14 protein-coding genes and 1 tRNA gene are annotated in these 17080 nt (G+C 41.6%); 7 read left to right on the forward strand and 8 right to left on the reverse strand.

Features of this window, described 5'->3' with window-relative positions:
• Positions 1–172: 172 nt before the first annotated feature.
• The 3 genes from uvrA to tenA all read right to left on the reverse strand — a co-directional run bounded on the left by uvrA (position 173) and on the right by tenA (position 4444).
• Entirely contained in the window at positions 173–3004 is a 2832-nt protein-coding gene (gene uvrA, locus WAK81_RS00375) for an excinuclease ABC subunit UvrA (RefSeq protein WP_422195220.1), read from the reverse strand.
• Positions 3005–3185: 181 nt separating this feature from the next.
• Positions 3186–3554 carry a hypothetical protein gene (locus WAK81_RS00380; RefSeq protein WP_422195221.1) on the reverse strand — a complete coding sequence of 123 codons (369 nt, stop codon included), beginning with the start codon at positions 3552–3554 and terminating at the stop codon, positions 3186–3188.
• Positions 3555–3772: 218 nt separating this feature from the next.
• Positions 3773–4444 (reverse strand): thiaminase II, encoded by a 672-nt coding sequence (gene tenA / locus WAK81_RS00385; protein WP_044111376.1) that lies wholly within the window; start codon positions 4442–4444, stop codon positions 3773–3775.
• Positions 4445–4666: 222 nt separating this feature from the next.
• Between tenA and WAK81_RS00390 the strand changes: the two genes are divergently transcribed.
• From WAK81_RS00390 to WAK81_RS00415, 6 genes are all read left to right on the forward strand, one after another.
• Positions 4667–5755 (forward strand): DUF475 domain-containing protein, encoded by a 1089-nt coding sequence (locus WAK81_RS00390; protein WP_422195222.1) that lies wholly within the window; start codon positions 4667–4669, stop codon positions 5753–5755.
• A 153-nt stretch (positions 5756–5908) separates the two neighbouring features.
• Positions 5909–7273, forward strand: coding sequence for an MFS transporter (locus WAK81_RS00395; RefSeq protein ID WP_422195223.1), 1365 nt, complete (start codon positions 5909–5911; stop codon positions 7271–7273).
• Between the two features lie 51 nt (positions 7274–7324).
• A complete protein-coding gene (gene ssb / locus WAK81_RS00400) occupies positions 7325–7912 on the forward strand; it encodes a single-stranded DNA-binding protein (RefSeq protein WP_004281391.1) in 588 nt (195 codons plus the stop codon).
• Positions 7913–8223: 311 nt separating this feature from the next.
• Positions 8224–8787, forward strand: a complete 564-nt coding sequence (gene ahpC / locus WAK81_RS00405; RefSeq protein ID WP_422195224.1) for an alkyl hydroperoxide reductase subunit C — start codon at positions 8224–8226, stop codon at positions 8785–8787.
• Between the two features lie 621 nt (positions 8788–9408).
• Positions 9409–10716: an FAD-dependent oxidoreductase gene (locus WAK81_RS00410; protein WP_422195225.1), complete on the forward strand. Its 1308-nt coding sequence runs from the start codon at positions 9409–9411 to the stop codon at positions 10714–10716.
• 3 nt (positions 10717–10719) lie between these two features.
• Positions 10720–11568 carry an SAM-dependent methyltransferase gene (locus tag WAK81_RS00415; protein WP_422195226.1) on the forward strand — a complete coding sequence of 283 codons (849 nt, stop codon included), beginning with the start codon at positions 10720–10722 and terminating at the stop codon, positions 11566–11568.
• Positions 11569–11644: 76 nt separating this feature from the next.
• On the opposite strand, the gene WAK81_RS00420 is transcribed toward WAK81_RS00415, so the two are convergent.
• From WAK81_RS00420 to WAK81_RS00435, 4 genes are all read right to left on the reverse strand, one after another.
• Positions 11645–11720 (reverse strand) — tRNA-Thr (locus WAK81_RS00420).
• Positions 11721–11924: 204 nt separating this feature from the next.
• Complete coding sequence (locus tag WAK81_RS00425) at positions 11925–12152, reverse strand: hypothetical protein (protein ID WP_195725275.1); 228 nt, start codon at positions 12150–12152, stop codon at positions 11925–11927.
• Positions 12153–12969: 817 nt separating this feature from the next.
• Positions 12970–13674 carry a hypothetical protein gene (locus WAK81_RS00430; protein WP_422195227.1) on the reverse strand — a complete coding sequence of 235 codons (705 nt, stop codon included), beginning with the start codon at positions 13672–13674 and terminating at the stop codon, positions 12970–12972.
• Positions 13675–13793: 119 nt separating this feature from the next.
• A complete protein-coding gene (locus WAK81_RS00435) occupies positions 13794–14606 on the reverse strand; it encodes a DUF4145 domain-containing protein (RefSeq protein WP_422195228.1) in 813 nt (270 codons plus the stop codon).
• Positions 14607–14837: 231 nt separating this feature from the next.
• Between WAK81_RS00435 and WAK81_RS00440 the strand changes: the two genes are divergently transcribed.
• Positions 14838–16004: a hypothetical protein gene (locus tag WAK81_RS00440; RefSeq protein WP_422195230.1), complete on the forward strand. Its 1167-nt coding sequence runs from the start codon at positions 14838–14840 to the stop codon at positions 16002–16004.
• A 72-nt stretch (positions 16005–16076) separates the two neighbouring features.
• Here the strand turns inward: WAK81_RS00440 and WAK81_RS00445 are convergent, their stop codons facing one another.
• Positions 16077–16949 (reverse strand): TIR domain-containing protein, encoded by an 873-nt coding sequence (locus WAK81_RS00445; RefSeq protein WP_422195229.1) that lies wholly within the window; start codon positions 16947–16949, stop codon positions 16077–16079.
• Positions 16950–17080 lie beyond the last annotated feature (131 nt).

Here is a 17080-nt window from a genome sequence, read left to right on the forward strand (position 1 = left end):
GTTTGACAAGACGCTGATCCAGACCAGAGATGTTAAATTGAAGAGCATGCTCTTCAATTTAACGCAAAGCTCGGAAATTGTGTAGATACCTATGCTTTAGGAAAGAGGGGAACTCCATTTATTTAATAATGGAATACTCCCTCCTTTTCCAAAGGAGGGTGGGGTGGATTAATTATTTCAACAAAGGCTTTAAGAACCGTGCGGTATGTGAAACCTTGTTCTTCGCTACTTCTTCAGGTGTCCCTTCAGCAATAATCATACCGCCACCCGAACCACCTTCAGGGCCTAAATCTACCACCCAGTCGGCAGTTTTAATCACGTCCAGATTATGCTCAATCACCACGATGGTATTACCCTTGTCACGGAGCTGATGCAAGATATCTAGCAGCTTGGCAATATCATGGAAATGCAGACCTGTGGTCGGTTCATCCAGAATATACAGGGTTTTACCCGTATCACGTTTGGCCAGCTCGCGTGCCAGTTTGACCCGCTGTGCTTCACCACCGGAAAGAGTGGTCGCAGACTGACCCAGACGGATATAACCTAAGCCCACCTGATTCAGCGTTTCCAGACGACGGTGAATCACCGGAATGGCATCGAAGAAATGCATGGCATCTTCAACGGTCATTTCCAGTACATCTGAAATATTCTTGCCCTTATAGTTCACTTCCAGCGTTTCACGGTTATAACGCTTGCCATGACAGGCATCACATGGCACATACATATCTGGCAGGAAGTGCATCGCCACCTTGATCATGCCATCACCTTCACAGGCTTCACAGCGACCACCTTTCACGTTAAACGAGAAACGACCGGCGGCATAACCGCGTGCCTTGGCTTCCTGTGTCTGTGAAAATAGTTCACGAATCGGGGTAAATAGACCGGTATAAGTCGCTGGATTAGAACGTGGGGTTCGTCCAATCGGACTCTGGTCAATATCCACAACTTTGTCGAGGAATTGCAAACCATCAATCGATTCAAACTTTTCCGAAGTTAAAGTAGTGGCACCATTGAGCTGGGTTGCCGCCAAAGGTAACAAGGTGCGGTTGATCAGGGTAGATTTACCCGAACCGGACACCCCGGTAACACAGGTCATAATACCTAAAGGAATGGTCAGATCGACTTTTTTCAGGTTATGTCCGGATGCCCCCATCAGCTTGATCTGTTCCTCAGGCTTAGGCGGTTGAATCCGTTTTTTCGGCACTTCGATTTTTAATTTGCCGGATAAATATTTTCCGGTCAGCGAGTCAGGATTCGCCAGAATTTCCTCATAAGTCCCTTCGGCAATCACATGGCCGCCATGCACACCCGCACCCGGACCAATATCAATAATATGGTCAGCGGCACGAATCGCATCTTCATCATGCTCGACTACCAACACGGTATTACCCAGATCACGCAGACGAATCAGGGTTTGTAACAAACGGTCGTTATCACGCTGATGCAGACCAATTGACGGTTCATCTAGCACATACATCACGCCCATCAAACCGGCACCGATTTGTGAAGCCAGACGAATTCGCTGTGCTTCACCACCGGATAAAGTTTCGGCAGAACGGGACAGGCTGAGATAGTTTAAACCGACCGAAACCAGAAAGTGCAGACGTTCACGGATTTCCTTAAAAATCTTATCGGCGATTTCACCCCGAGCACCTTCCAGATGAATCCCCTGATAATAGCTTTCAGCATCGCCAATCGACATGCGGGTAATATCGGCAATGGTCTTGTCCAGAATTTTTACATTGCGCGAGATTTCATTCAGACGTGAACCATCACAGGCATCACAGGCTGCATTGGACAAATACTGTGCCAGATCGTCACGCACATAATTGCTTTCAGTTTCGCGGTAACGGCGTTCCAGATGCGGCAAAATCCCTTCAAACGGAATCACCCGATTATGGCGACGGCCACGTTCATCGATATAACTCAGATCAATTTTTTCTTTGCCGGTGCCATACAGAAATTTCTTCTTGGTATCGGCATCCAGTTCATTCCACGGAGTCTCTAGAGAAAAGCCAAAATGCTCGGCGACTTTCTGGATCATGCTGTAATAGTAAGGGCGTTGACGGTCCCAGCCACGAATCGCACCTTGACTGACACTGACTTCAGGATTGGGAATCAGCTTGTCGGCACTAAAATGGCTGCGGGTCCCCAGACCGTCACAGACCGGACAGGCGCCAAAAGGGTTGTTGAACGAAAATAAACGCGGTTCCAGTTCAGCCACAGCGCGGTCACATTCCGGGCAGGAGTGCTTGGCTGAAAACACGCGATCGTTATGCTCGCCCTTCATCCAGGTCAGAATGGCAATATCACCACCAAGACGCAGCGCGGTTTCAAAACTTTCTGCAATACGGTTGCCCAGATCATCACGCACTTTAAAGCGGTCAACCACTACTTCAATGGTATGTTTTTTCTTTTTGTCCAGTTCTGGTGGCGGATCAATTTCCATAATCTCGCCATCGACGCGGGCGCGGACAAAACCCTGGCTTTGTAGCTGTTCAAATAGCGCCGTATATTCACCTTTACGTTCACGCACCACCGGTGCTAACAGTAAAAGAGCAGTGCCTTCTTCTAATGCTTTGACCGCATCCACCATTTCAGTGACCGTTTGTGCCACCATCGGCAGGTTATGTTCAGGGCAGAATGGTGTACCGACACGTGCATAGAGCAGGCGTAAATAGTCGTAAATTTCAGTAATGGTACCCACGGTCGAACGCGGGTTATGACTGGTCGATTTCTGCTCGATGGCAATCGCTGGACTCAGGCCCTCGATTGAATCGACTTCCGGCTTTTCCATTTGGGAGAGGAACTGGCGGGCATAGGCAGACAACGATTCCACATAACGGCGCTGACCTTCGGCATATAAGGTGTCAAAGGCAAGCGAGGACTTACCTGAACCAGACAGTCCCGTAATCACCACAAACTTGTCGCGTGGTATATCAAGGTTCACATTTTTCAGGTTATGGGTACGTGCGCCTCGAATACGGATGTGGCTTTGGCTCATGCAAGGATCCTAGAATATTCATCAAAAACCCTTATATGATACCGGATGAAAAATGTTCAAGTGCAAAAAAAAGTATTTTAAACGTCAAGTTATGTCGGTGATTGGTCAATTCATCACAACATGAAGAAACACAGCAGTTGATTGTCTAAATATTCATAATGACTGTAGGTCAGGTAAATACCTAACAGGCCGCTGCATAGCGGCGTTCAAAGATAGATTCAATCTCTTCAAAGCAGCGGTCACGTGGCACATCATGATGCAGACGCGCATAAAAATTCACTTCATTTTCCAGAATGTGAAGAAAGTCCTCATAGTCTTTTTGGAAAAAATCCAGGTCAAGCAAATCGTTACGGCGTGCCTGATGACAGCGATACTTTTCAATAAATTTCAGCAGGTGTTTCTGGATATGCGTGTTGGTATGGTAAATCAGATAAGTCGCTGCTGAACCACAATCTAGACAGCCTTGTTCCAGATAGATTACTTCATTGTTGAACCAGCAACATTGCAGCGTAAAAAAGGCGCGGATTGCCTCGGTGCCTAAAGTGTCCATATCGTCTGCCTCTTTCCGGGATTTATTTTATTAATTGATAATTATTCTCAATTATTGTGCGGCAATTTTGGGCTTATATCTAGGTCTAGCGTACCAGCCCGTTCTATCCTTGTTTTTTCAGACTAAGCCGTTTTTATGATCGGTTTATGACAGCAGAAATTTTTTTGAACGGCTATAACCAAAAAGCCCTGTCTTAAACAGGGCTTTTTTTATTCGTTTTATTCATCCAGACCAGGCCACTGGCGTTGCTCAAAGGCACTGTCCCAGAACAACCATTCCAGACGGGCAGCATGCGTATAAGCTGCATGCATTTTTTCTAGTGTATCGGCATCGACACGCGCCGCAACACGATCAACGGTCGCAATCACATTCCGCACCGCAGTGTGGAATTCTTCTCCTGAATAGGTGTCCACCCAAGCCTGATACGGATTATTCGGCGCAGAGTTGTCGACAATATCTTTGCCAACTTCGGCATAAATCCAGAAACAAGGCAGCAATGAGGCCAGTACTACTGGGTAGCTTTCTGACCAGGCGGTCGAAGTCAGATAAGAAGTATAGTGATGACACGCCAGAGTCAGCGGGGTATTTTCAAACTGCTCTTTGCTAATGCCAAAATCCTGCATAAAGCCATCATGCAGGCTACGTTCCACTACAATCGCAATTTTGGCTGCCTCGGCAAACTGGATCACATCGTCCGCTTCAAAAGCTTTGGCGGCACACACGGCCAGTGCACGGCCATAGGCCAGTAAATAATGCGCATCCTGAATTACATAGTGACTAAAGGCTTCACGGCTTAAAGTACCTTGCGCCAGTTGCTGATTAAAGGGCAGGGCCAGGGTCTTTTGATAAAGTCCGAGATTACGTTGCCATACCTCTTGTGAAAAACTCATGCTGAAAATCCTTCGCAGTTCAAGTTAAACCATGCGGCACTATAGCAAAGATCGGGCTGTTTAAAAGATCGGCAAATTTTAAAAACAGAAAATAAGATAAAACATCTCAGGAAGTGCTTTGGTTTATGCGCTAAAAGTTTCATAATTAGCTTAACTTTTCCTATTCGTATTGCTGCTCTCTCGCAGCCATACATTTATTTAATTTATCCAAGGTCGTTGTGTATGTTGAAACATTTTGGTTTCTCGATTGCATTTTCGATCGTGTGTCTTGGTTTGTCTGCATATTGGGGTTATACCCATGGTCCTGAAGCAGGCCTGCAAACCATGTTCACAGCGCTGACCATTACCGCTATCTTAGCGATTATGGAAGTGTCGTTGTCTTTTGATAACGCGGTTGTCAATGCCTCAGTCCTACGGGGGTGGGATCATTTCTGGAAAATGCTGTTCCTGACAGTTGGTATTCTGATTGCAGTCTTCGGGATGCGTTTGATCTTCCCGGTGGTCATTGTTGCAGTGACTGCAGACCTGGGCTTTATGGAAGTGGTACGTCTGGCCCTGAATGATCCGAAAGAATATTCAGCGCGTTTAATGGCACATCATCCTGAAATTGCTGCTTTTGGTGGTGCTTTCCTGTTGATGGTATTCCTGAACTTCTTCCTGGATGAAGAAAAAGACACGCACTGGTTCAGACGGGTGGAACGCCGTCTATCCAATCTGGCCAATGTGCCGGCGATGTCGGTGTTTATCGCACTGGTAGCCTTGTTAATCATGGCAGCCAATGTCGATGAAGCCAAACGTCTGGCAGTGACTATGGCGGGGATCTGGGGCATCGTGATTTATATCGGTGTGCAGGTTCTGAGCCATATGCTCGGTGGTGAACCGGAAGTCGATGAAGAAGGCAATGCGATTCGTCATGATGAAAATGGTGTACCGACGGGTGTAGTGAAAGCGGGTATTGGTGGTTTCCTCTATCTAGAAGTTCTGGATGCCTCGTTCAGTTTTGATGGCGTAATCGGTGCCTTTGCGATTACCTCAGACGTGGTCATCATCATGCTCGGTCTGGCAATTGGTGCGATCTTTGTCCGTTCAATGACGATTTATCTGGTTGAGCAGGGCACATTGGATGCCTATATCTACCTGGAACATGGTGCGCATTATGCCATCGGTGCACTGGCTTTTATCATGATTGCCAGCGGAACCGGTCTGCATGTGCCAGAAGTGGTAACCGGTCTGATCGGTGTGGCCTTTATTGTCTGGGCAGTATTTGCCTCGATTCAATACAAAAAACGTCAGGCCATCTTGGAAAAATAAAGCGCTGTACCTGATTGAAAAGCGTAGCTCCGGCTGCGCTTTTTCATTTTTAGATCGGCATCATATTTATTTCAAATAAAATTCCTGTCTTCTTCCTGAGCTGAATGTCCTATAATCTGGGCTCCAGATTAATTAACCCAATCGCCATAACTTATGATGAATGCTTTAGAACGTCGTTCAACCTTTGCCCTGAGCAGTATTTTTGCACTGCGCATGCTGGGGTTGTTTATGATTATCCCGGTATTTTCTGTGGCAGGACAGGCCTATGAACATGCAACGCCTGCACTGATCGGTTTGGCGGTCGGGGTCTATGGTTTGACTCAGGCCTTATTACAGATTCCATTCAGCCTGATTGCCGACCGTTATAGCCGTAAGCCGCTGGTGGTTTTAGGGCTGCTGCTATTTGCTTTTGGTGGTGCGATTGCAGCCATGTCCGACACCATTTATGGCGTGATTATCGGTCGTGCCATTGCCGGAGGCGGTGCCGTATCTGCGGTCGTGATGGCTTTGCTGGCCGATGTCACCCGTGAAGAAAACCGCATGAAAGCCATGGCCATGATGGGCATGAGTATCGGGCTGTCTTTTGTGGTGGCTTTTAGCCTCGGGCCTTGGCTGACGGGTCTGGTGGGTATCTCGGGATTGTTCTGGGTGACTACCATTATGGGACTGGCCGCGATTGCCATGCTGTTGATGGTGCCCAAAGTGACGCGACATCATAAAAACTTTCAGCAGGGCTATCTGCAACAGCTAAAACAGGTGCTGAAAATTGCCGATCTGAATCGTCTGCATGTATCGGTGTTTACCCTGCATTTACTGCTCACCGCCATGTTTATCTATGTACCTTCGCAGCTGATCGAATTTGCAGATCTTCCATTGGCTAGTCATGGCTGGGTATATTTGCCGCTGTTGGTACTAAGCCTGTTTTTTGCTTTTCCAAGTATTATCCTGGCAGAAAAATATCACAAAATGCGCGCGATTTTTCTGGTGGCCATTACCGGTATTATTCTGGGTCTAATGGTGATGGCATTTGGGTTTGAATCCAAATATGTCTTGCTGATCGGTCTGGGTATGTTCTTTATTGCCTTTAATGTCATGGAAGCCTTGTTGCCGTCCTGGTTATCGAAAGCGGCACCGATCCAGTCCAAAGCGACGGCAATGGGCGTGAATGCCAGTAGCCAGTTTTTAGGGGCATTCTTTGGCGGTATGATTGGCGGACAATTGTTGCTGCTGAATAATACCTCGATGGGCTGGAGTATCCTGACAGGGATCGCGATGGTCTGGCTGCTGATGAGTTTGGGTCTGGCACAGCCACGCTATCTGTCATCGCTGGTACTGCGATTGCCGGAAAGTAGACAAACTGACGAATGGACTTCTCAGCTTTTGGCGATTCGTGGTATTGAAGAGGTCGTGGTGATGTCTGAACAGCAAGTTGCCTATGTAAAAGTCGATAAACAGCAGATTGATGATGCTTCGCGACAACAATTAACGCACTTGTTGGGTAAAGAGGTAGCCATTTAAGCATAACTCTTATAAAGTAAAATACAGAAATATATAGGAAGTAAACGGCAAATGCGTGGTGTAAATAAAGTTATTTTAGTGGGTACTTTGGGTAAAGATCCGGAAACCAAAACTTTTGCAAATGGTGGCTCTCTCACTCAATTCTCGATCGCAACCAGCGATTCGTGGACAGATAAAAGTACCGGTGAACGTAAAGAACAAACGGAATGGCACCGTATCGTGTTGCATAACCGTTTAGGTGAAATTGCTCAGCAATATCTTCGTAAAGGTTCAAAAGTATATATTGAAGGTTCATTGCGTACTCGTCAGTGGACTGACCAGAATGGTCAGGAACGCTATACGACGGAAATTCGTGGTGAGCAAATGCAGATGCTAGACTCTAGCCGTCCTCAAAATGATCAGGGCGAGAGCAGCTTTAACCAGCCACGTTTTAATAACAATAATCAGGCGAACAACAACCAGGGCGGTTATGGCAATAACCCGCAATCGGGTTATGGTTCAGCACCACAGCAAGGCGGTTTTAACAACAATCAGGGCGGCGGTTATGGCAACAATAACCCGAGTGGTTTTGCGCCGAAATCTGCACCTGCTCCCACAGCAGCGCCTGCAGCAGATCTAGATGATGATCTTCCATTTTGATTTATCAGAACGGTAAATCCTCATTAAAACCCACCTGAATACGGTGGGTTTTTTATGTCTTGAATATTGGTATTGAGTTTGTATAAAGCCCAACTTATTAGAAGAATCATAAGTCTTAAAACATCGTATTGCTTTTGATCAGGGCAACTCTGTATCGAGAAAATAAATGAGATGAACAATACTAAGAGAAATTTATGATCTAAAAAAGCGATCATTTTTATAAAAACTTGCGGTTTTACCTATTTTGAAATTTTTCGTATTCTAGCTTCACAAGATAAGCAATCCCAGAAATAAGCCAGAGGAAATATCTCATGAGTTTAATCAATACTGAAATCAAACCATTCAATGCAACTGCTTACCACAATGGTCAGTTCATCGAAGTTTCTGAGCAAGACCTAAAAGGTAAATGGTCAGTGATGTTTTTCTATCCTGCAGATTTCACCTTTGTTTGTCCAACTGAATTAGGCGATCTTGCTGATCAGTATGCCGAATTCCAGAAAATGGGTGTAGAAATCTATGGCGTGTCTACCGATACCCATTTCACCCATAAAGCTTGGCATGATACCTCTGACGTGATTGGTAAAATCCAGTATCCATTGATTGGTGATCCAACCTGGACATTGTCTAAAAACTTCGAAGTACTCATTGAAGCTGAAGGTCTGGCAGATCGTGGTACTTTCGTGATTGATCCAGAAGGTAAAATCCAGATCATTGAAATCAACGCGGGGGGTATCGGCCGTGATGCACAAGAGCTTCTTCGTAAAGTGAAAGCTGCACAATATGTACATGCGCACCCAGGTGAAGTTTGTCCGGCAAAATGGAAAGAAGGTGAGGCAACGCTAGCGCCATCAATCGACCTGGTTGGTAAAATCTAATTCATACTTGCTTCTTTGAAGCAAAAAATCCAGCACAAGTTGCTGGATTTTTTATTTTTGAAACCAGATACCCGTAAATACCAAACAACAACATCAGGCCGTTTGATTCTGATTTGAGAACAAAACGAGGATTGAGGAATTGCACTCTATGCTTTTTAAGCGGCTTATTTAGAGGCAATAAAGTAAGCTCAATACCACGCTACATGATCATCTACGCCTGAAAACAAAGAAGCCTCTGCTTTCGCAGAGGCTTTTATTTTATAAGGCGCTGTAGTTTCTTGTCGTTTTAAACAATTTTCGCATAAACGCATCTGAATGGAACCGGATGAATTTATGGTTTTCTTATGCTGCGAATCATAGGTATTAAAAAAGTATTTGTCAACCAAGGATTATAAATCTGGTTAATTAAATTATTTGTTTTTAAAGTAAATTTTTAAATTTTTAGATAAAAATATGAATAAAATCTTGGATTTGATAAAATTTAAACTAGTGTGAAAAAATGAAGAAAAAGCAGGTGAAATTGAACAAAAAGGCCTTTACGAAAAACATATATTCTGGAAGATTTTAATAACCTGTTTGATTGGCGCATGGTACATAATTTCTGTAGTTTTTCAATGACGGATGATCAGTTTGGATATCGCAGTAATTGGTAGTGGCATGGCCGGACTGGCTACAGCCAGAATTCTCCAGGACGCAGGGCATCACATCACGATTTTTGAAGCACTTCCAGGTCGCGGCATGGACAGTCATAGCCTTGAATTTGAAGGGGGCCTGATTGACGCACCTTTACGTGTGATGAACCCCTATCTGTGGAAAAACACCCTGAGTCTGGCCACGCATCTGGGCATTAAAACCTATCCGGTACGGACCTATATGGCCTGCAGCTGGTTATTTGAAGATAAAACTGAAACCTGGCTGACCACATCACGTAGCCGCATTGGCAATATCCCGATTATCAATAACCGTAAAGGCTTGCAGCAGTATGGCTGGCGTCTGGTCAAAGGCCTGTTGCAGTTAAAAGTTGCATTAACCAAATTCTTTAAATCGAAAAATCAGGACATCAGCCTGGCAGAATTTATCAATCGTAACGAGATTGAAGAAGTATTCTGGCATGGTGCGGTGATGCCGGTGCTATATACCATCTGTACCTGCAATCCGAAAACCATTGGTGAATGGCCAGCTAAACCGTTGTTAATTTTCCTGCGTCAATTAACCGATGGCGATGCTCTATTGCGTCTGCAAGGCGGTACACCGGCGTTGGTCGACAAGCTGATTGAAGGCATTCATATTGAAGACGGTTCAGCAATTACACTGGTACAAGAGCAGGGTGATCAGGTCAAAGTTGAAAATGCGGCCGGTTATTCAAAACTGTTTGACCGGGTGATTGTCGCGACACCGACCACCAAAATTGAGGAGTTCCTGGATCCGGTACAGTTTGCCAGTGAAATTGAATTATTGAAGAAATTCAAATTCGAACAGGGCGAACTGGTCATTCATACCGATGCCAGCGTAATGCCACCAAAACGTAAAGACTGGGCCGTACTCAGCTATATGATGGACCGTAAATTTACCCGTCAGCAATTTACCGTGTGGCTTAACTCGATTGAACCTTCTCTGGTCGGCAAGTCGGCCGTGTTTCAGACCTGGCGTCCAGTGACCGACATTGATCCGAAAAAAGTGATCAAATCGGTGATGCTGACGCGTGCAGTCGTCGATGCCAATACCGTGGCACTGAATAAAGAATTGCAGCAACGTCATCTGGAAGCCAACCGTAAGGTCTTCTTCTGTGGCTCATGGTCATGTGACGGTTTGCCAATTCTGGAATCGGCAGTGACTTCAGCGATGAAGATTGCGGAAATTTTTGGTGCACCTTTACCATTTCAGGGTTTAAAACCTGTGGTCGAGGTTGCGCCGCAACTGGGTTATTAATCCATGCAATGGCTTCAGGCAATTCGTCAGCGTCTTCCCCAGCACAAGTATGCGATTGATGCCGCTGCGTTGGGCGATCACGCGCCGTTGCCCTGGAGCAATTTGGGGTATTGGCAGGCCGGTCAGCAGGATTATGCAGCTGCCTGTCGTATGCTGGCCGATCACCTTGCGCAATCTGTAAATTTAAATTCAAAAGTTAAACTGCTGGATTTAGGCTGCGGTCAGGGCGCCAGTTTGCTGTACTGGCAGCAACATTATCAGGTGCAATATCTGGTTGGTGTCGAGCTGCAGGCTGCTTGTGTGGTCAATATTCAGCAACATCTGCCAGAACTGAATGCCATTTATCAGGCATCATTTTTGCGTTTAAAAGAATTACCGTTTTCCCAGCGTTTTGATGTAGTGCTATGCCTGGATGCGGCTTATCACAGTCCTGTACCTTTATTCTTGGAGCAGGTCTGCAGTGTTTTAAATTCAAATGCGCGGATTGGTTTTCATCATCTGGTTTTGTCCAAGCGCTGGGAAACTTTAAATGCATTACAACGGCGTAAATATCAGTTTTTATTGAAATCTACCGATGTGAATTTAAAAGATCTCATGTCTGTCGGGGCGCTGTATGCCTGTCTGGATCGTTTTGAATTTAAAAATATTCAGATTCAGGATTTGTCCGAGCCGGTATTTTCCGGCTTTGCTGATTACGTGCAAAAAACTTTGAATTCAAAAGCATCAGATGATCAGGCTCAAGGCTCAAAACTGGATCATTTTAAAATTCAGATGACAGCGAAACTATGCCGAAAATTATATCAGGAAGGGATTGTGAGATATGTGCAAGTGACGGCACAATCGAAGCACTAGAAAGTGTAAGAAGACTCAGCTGAAAATACCAAAACCCAGAAACATCAAAGCCTCACTAAAAAGCGAGGCTAAGATATGGTGCCGGCACACGGATTCGAACTGTGGACCTACTGATTACAAGTCAGTTGCTCTACCAACTGAGCTATGCCGGCATCGTGGAGTGCATTTTACAGATTTTTTTTGGCCGCGCAAGCCAAAAAATAACCGTTCAATCAGTTTCGGCAGGATTTGTTTATTTTGACTGGATGGATGAAAAGTTCTGTTTTTGGCTATGCGCAAAGAAATTGCCCATATGTGAAGATATGGGCGAGGGTGAAAGCATAGGATTTGCTATGGATATGAGTCGATTATAAGGTTTATCTGTTTTTCAGGATGCGATCTAATTCTTGTGCACATTCCTCTAAAGTAAAGGCCATATCAAAATGCATTTGAGGTTTGAGTTCTTGAGCGAGGCTTCTCCACTGTTCGATGAGTCTCAAGGCTTTTTGAATTTTATGTTTATTGATGTCCTTGGCAATGGTCGGGGTATAACCGCCACGTTTTGCATTTTTAATCTGTTTGGCATAGTTTGCGCTGTTATTCATGTTCGCTCTCCGAATAGCAGTGTATCTATTTTTAACTTCAAATTTGAATAGCTAGGTCTCGGTTCACTAAGTTATTTCATTTTACCCTGTTGTTTTTATTCTCCTTTTAGGTGATTTATGAGCAACATAACATAGCTTTGATGACAATAAAATTAAGCTATTTCTGTGCCAGTTTTTTGTTTGAACACATAAATAAAAACCTGAAATGAATGGCGTACAGAAACTGCACAATTCATCAGTTTTCTGGCTGATGAAAAATTAAAATTTTAAAAATAAGATTAAGTTCAAGCGTTGAGCTGCAACAGGTTTTTATAAACGATGATGTATATCAATTCAATGCTCTGATTAAAGTGATGTATAACAATATTTTATAAAATAGGCAGATGATTTTTTTGCTAGCTAGATAATTGGATAAAATTAAATATAAAAAAACCCGAATCATGTGATTCGGGTTTTTAAATTCTGGCGGTGAGAGAGGAAGTCATAACCATGCTATAAATTACTGAAAAATATAAATATAAATTATGATAAATTCAAATATACCGACAAATATACCGACAAGTGAAAAAGTTAGATTATTGGTACACGTATCGTAAATGAGATTCCTTTTTTCTCGATTTTGGTGTTTTTAGAATATAGACCTGATTGTTTAGCTAAAAATAATATAATGAATGTTTAGGTTATGTGGAATAAGTATTGGAATTTAAATTTTAAGAATAATCCGTAAGGCTTCTATCTTAAGTATGGAATTCACATTCCGATAGGATAAAGCTCAATCATTTAATTGTTTGAGCCTTATTTTTTTGCAGTATATCGGTTAACCCGTTATATAGTCTGGTTGACCTATACCTTTGCTTAGTAAAGTTATTTCAGATTGAATCATCCTATCGGCCAGTTTTTTTCTCATTATTTCATTACCCTGAACATATAAGAACTGTAATGCGAATGTTTCATACATACCTTTTATTGTGAGCAATGAATCTTCAATATCCTCAAAAGCAAAGACTACATTTTCAAGATTATTTGCCTTGTAAAGGGCTGTTATGATTTCACCTCTACCATGTGTAAATTTTGAATATTTTTCGTATAAAGTCATACCTTGCTTTGTATATTGCTTGAAATGTTTTTGAAAATCTCCATTTTCCGTATGCTCATAATTATCTAATGCTGTACTCATTTTAAAAAAACTCGAAAAATCGTCTTTTTGGTTTAACAATTTAATAACATCGCTTCCTTTTGGTTTTTCAATAAATTCTAAATAAAAACATCTTACATAGAGTTCCAGCATTGTTCTTGCGATTACAATTGATGAATTAAATTCATCATTTTTTATAAGAAGTTTAAAAGAATCAAAATGACTCTTGAATAAGCCAAAGTAAGCTACATTTATACGTTGATATTGATCATCCATGTCTATTTTTAAATTTTTATAGATCAAGGTAATTTCAGTATTGATTTTTTCTAATTCTCTGACTATAAAACCAATTCGTTTTTTACCGTCTTTATTCAAACGTATTTTCATCATGGAGCCCTTGCTTTAAAAGGTATATAAAAAGCCAAGAAGACTATAGCAATCATGCAATAACCCTCTTAAATATTGACTTTGACATCGTAATTTGAAGCCCTATATATTTCAACAAGTTACTTTTTAATACTTCGTCTATGAGTTCGTGTAAGGGGAGCTTGAGTGGCATTTATAATTTGGACTATTTCACGGACTATATTTTTTTCTGCATAAAGGCTTTTTAATAGTTCTTCAATAATCTGGAATGAATCAAACAATTCGTCAAAGCTAATGATATCTTCTTCATGGCTACCTGCATTACCAATGTATTTAATGGCCAGCATTAGATCCTTATGCTCGTAAAGTCCATTTTCTTGATCTGTTATATTTTTTATTCTTTGATCTAGACTAATAAAACCACCTTTTGAATTTTTTGAAGAAGCTCCAAACTCTGTAGCCAATATTTCAACAGCTATTCTGATTTTGTTGGCAGCTGCACTCGGTGAATTTGGTGTTAGGCTAAAAGCATCAATAATAGTGGCTCTAATATCTTCTGGAGTCTTTTCAGGGATATCAAAAAAACTTAAGGTTGGATAAAAATATTTAGGAAAAAATATATCCCTATATTCACTTTCACATGGCCCAGGATAACCATCATCATCCAAACAATAATCAGTATATTCCTCTATTACCGATCCTGATCCAGAAGTTACAACAATTTCACCACACTTTTGGTTTACGCATTTAAACGTTCCCGTGTAGGTGTATTTCACCCATTCAGCTTCAAAAACATCAATATGCGTTCTTTCCAAAACACTAGAAATTTGTTCTTTTTGAAGCCATGTAGTTTGATCCAAACTTAAGGTGGGCTTATTACATTCTGGACAATTAAAAGGAATATAATCCTCTTTATGAAAAGATTTTAAGAATTTTTTGTAGCTTTCCATCATGGTCTGGTTCTATCCGTGTGGTGGTTGAAATAGTCGATCGTCATCATGTACAGGAACTCTTATTTATGTAAAGACCATGCATGGTTAATAAATCATCTTTTTTAAAGAAAATAAGAGAAATTGTCATTTTAAAATCAAAGGTAAGCTCTTATGCTTTCCGCATAAAAATACATTTTTGATTGGATAATGATCTACTACACCACAACGAAAACAGATTGCCTTTTAAGCCTAATGCAGTGCATTTCTAACGGCAGTGCAAAGTTTTGGTTTTCTGATTCTATGAGTTTTTCAAAATTCCACACTGTTATTCCAAAGTTGATCTTGGAGTATGGCCTCGATCTGGATGAATCTGTACGAAAGAAAAAATCAGACTATGGAGAACCAGTTTGGAGTCTAGTCATTAATTATGATCCAGCTAAAAATGATGTATTTCAATTTTGGTTATTTACAACAGGTTATAGAGAAGCGAGAAGAAGTAAACTGACGCTAAAAGAAATACTCGCTAAGAATTCGAGCATGGTACAGAAGCAAAAGCTCAATAGTATTTTGACTGTCAAAAAAGAGAAGCTTCTACGCTATGGAGATTATGTACTGGGACAATATTTAGAGTTCAGTGACCTTAAGCCTCAATTTTCTAAAATTTATTATCATCCTGAGCAATTTGGAGTAGTGTTTAATACCAAGGTGATTCGAACAAAAACGATTGATAGTAATAAGAATTCAAATTACCGAATTTTTAAACCTTTCGATAACTTTGAGTTGAAGCGTTTTGCCAGTATCAATAAAAATTTTGGCTTTGCTTTTCTGGAAAATGAACATACCCGCTGGAATCAGGCCTCTGTGAGCCTATTTTTACGAAATCGATTTGGTATTAAATTTCGTGAGGATGTCAGTTATAACGATCGATTAAAGGAACTTAGCAGGGCATTACGTGGGGTTCGTAAAAAGCATTTGGAGTTTTTCCAGCGTTATTCCCAGAAGAAAATCCGCTTCACCTGGTATCTATCCAAAGATTTTATAGAGTCGGCTGAAAGGGAGTTAAATAAAAAAATTGATTTAATCTCTACTGGTAAAGCAGATCGATTAAAAGAAGCTACATATCGATTAAGTGCACACGGTAATTTTCATGGCACCAGGCATCAAATTGGAAAGTTACAGGCCAAGACCAGATCAAAATTAAATAGTAGAGATCCAAACCATAAGAAACTGAATCAAATGTATTTCCCTCAAAATCTCCACTATGTACGGTTTACTGCTAAAAAGGCTCAAAACATGAAAGAGTTTGAATTGGCATGCCAAAATGCGGACAGGATTTATTTGAATAAACAGGGTGGGCAGAATTCTAAAGACCAACGATTGAGACGGGATAAAAAGAAACTCAAATTTATTGCTTCTTAAATTTCTACTTCAATTGTTAAGAACGAATATATAGCTTGAATAGCATCCTGATCTAATCAAGCTATTGGAATTTTATTGATCTAATACGACATCAGCCAATTGATGAGCAATCTCTTCGATAGTGCTAACAGAAGTATTCAAGGCAATTTTATCCGCAAGATTTGGACTATAGTTCATCACATCGGTTTTGGTGATCTTATGCCAAATTGGCAATATCATCTTATGACCATTCATTTCTCTGGCCACTAATGCATCTAATTCATAGTTGGTCCATTCTTTCTTTATGAAATCTGCTGACAGAACTACAGTTCCATATCGTGAATTCCTTAGACCACTATCAATTTTCCGACGCAGGCTATCTCCAACTTTCATAGAAAATTCATCATACCAAACCTTTAAACCTAACCCTTGTAATGTCTCGGCTAGAGGTCGTACAAAGTCATCTTTATCTTCTGAGGCATGTGAGATGAATAAATCATATTCAGGTTCTGGTGTGACATCTAGATAAGGGGATGCAGTGGCACCAGTGATATGTTGGGTGGACGCTTTAATACTTTCAATTTCACGTTTCAGTTTTTTTTGATGTTCAATATCTTCTTTTTGTTGCTTCTTTGCTAGAGCATCTAATTTTTTGCGTTCTAATGCTTCAGCTTTTGCCAAGTTCTGGTTTTCTTTTAATAACTTGTTTTGGATATCGGTTTTCTTTTTTTGGAGGTCTGAAAGTTTTTTCTGGATCTGTGCATTTTCCTGTTCTTTTCTACTAATTTCAGAAAACTTGGATTTTAGTGTGCCAGCTGTAGTGGTCTTAGTGATAGATGTTTGAAGTTGAATAATCTTGGCTGTGACATCACTTACTTTCTTTTGCTCTAAACTCATTCTGTGAGTTACATCAGCTAGATCTTTATTAAGTCTTGAAATAGTTGAGGATATGGACTGAATGGACATTGTAACCTGATTCTAAAATATAAAGATCAAGATTATTGGTTGATCATATTAAATACAAGTCAGGGGGTAATAATGTTCATAAAGAAAAACTATCTGTCTGTAGATCATTTTGGTATCAGCTATTTAATTTG

This window comes from Acinetobacter sp. (genome assembly GCF_049284435.1).
In the GTDB taxonomy this organism is placed as follows: domain Bacteria; phylum Pseudomonadota; class Gammaproteobacteria; order Pseudomonadales; family Moraxellaceae; genus Acinetobacter.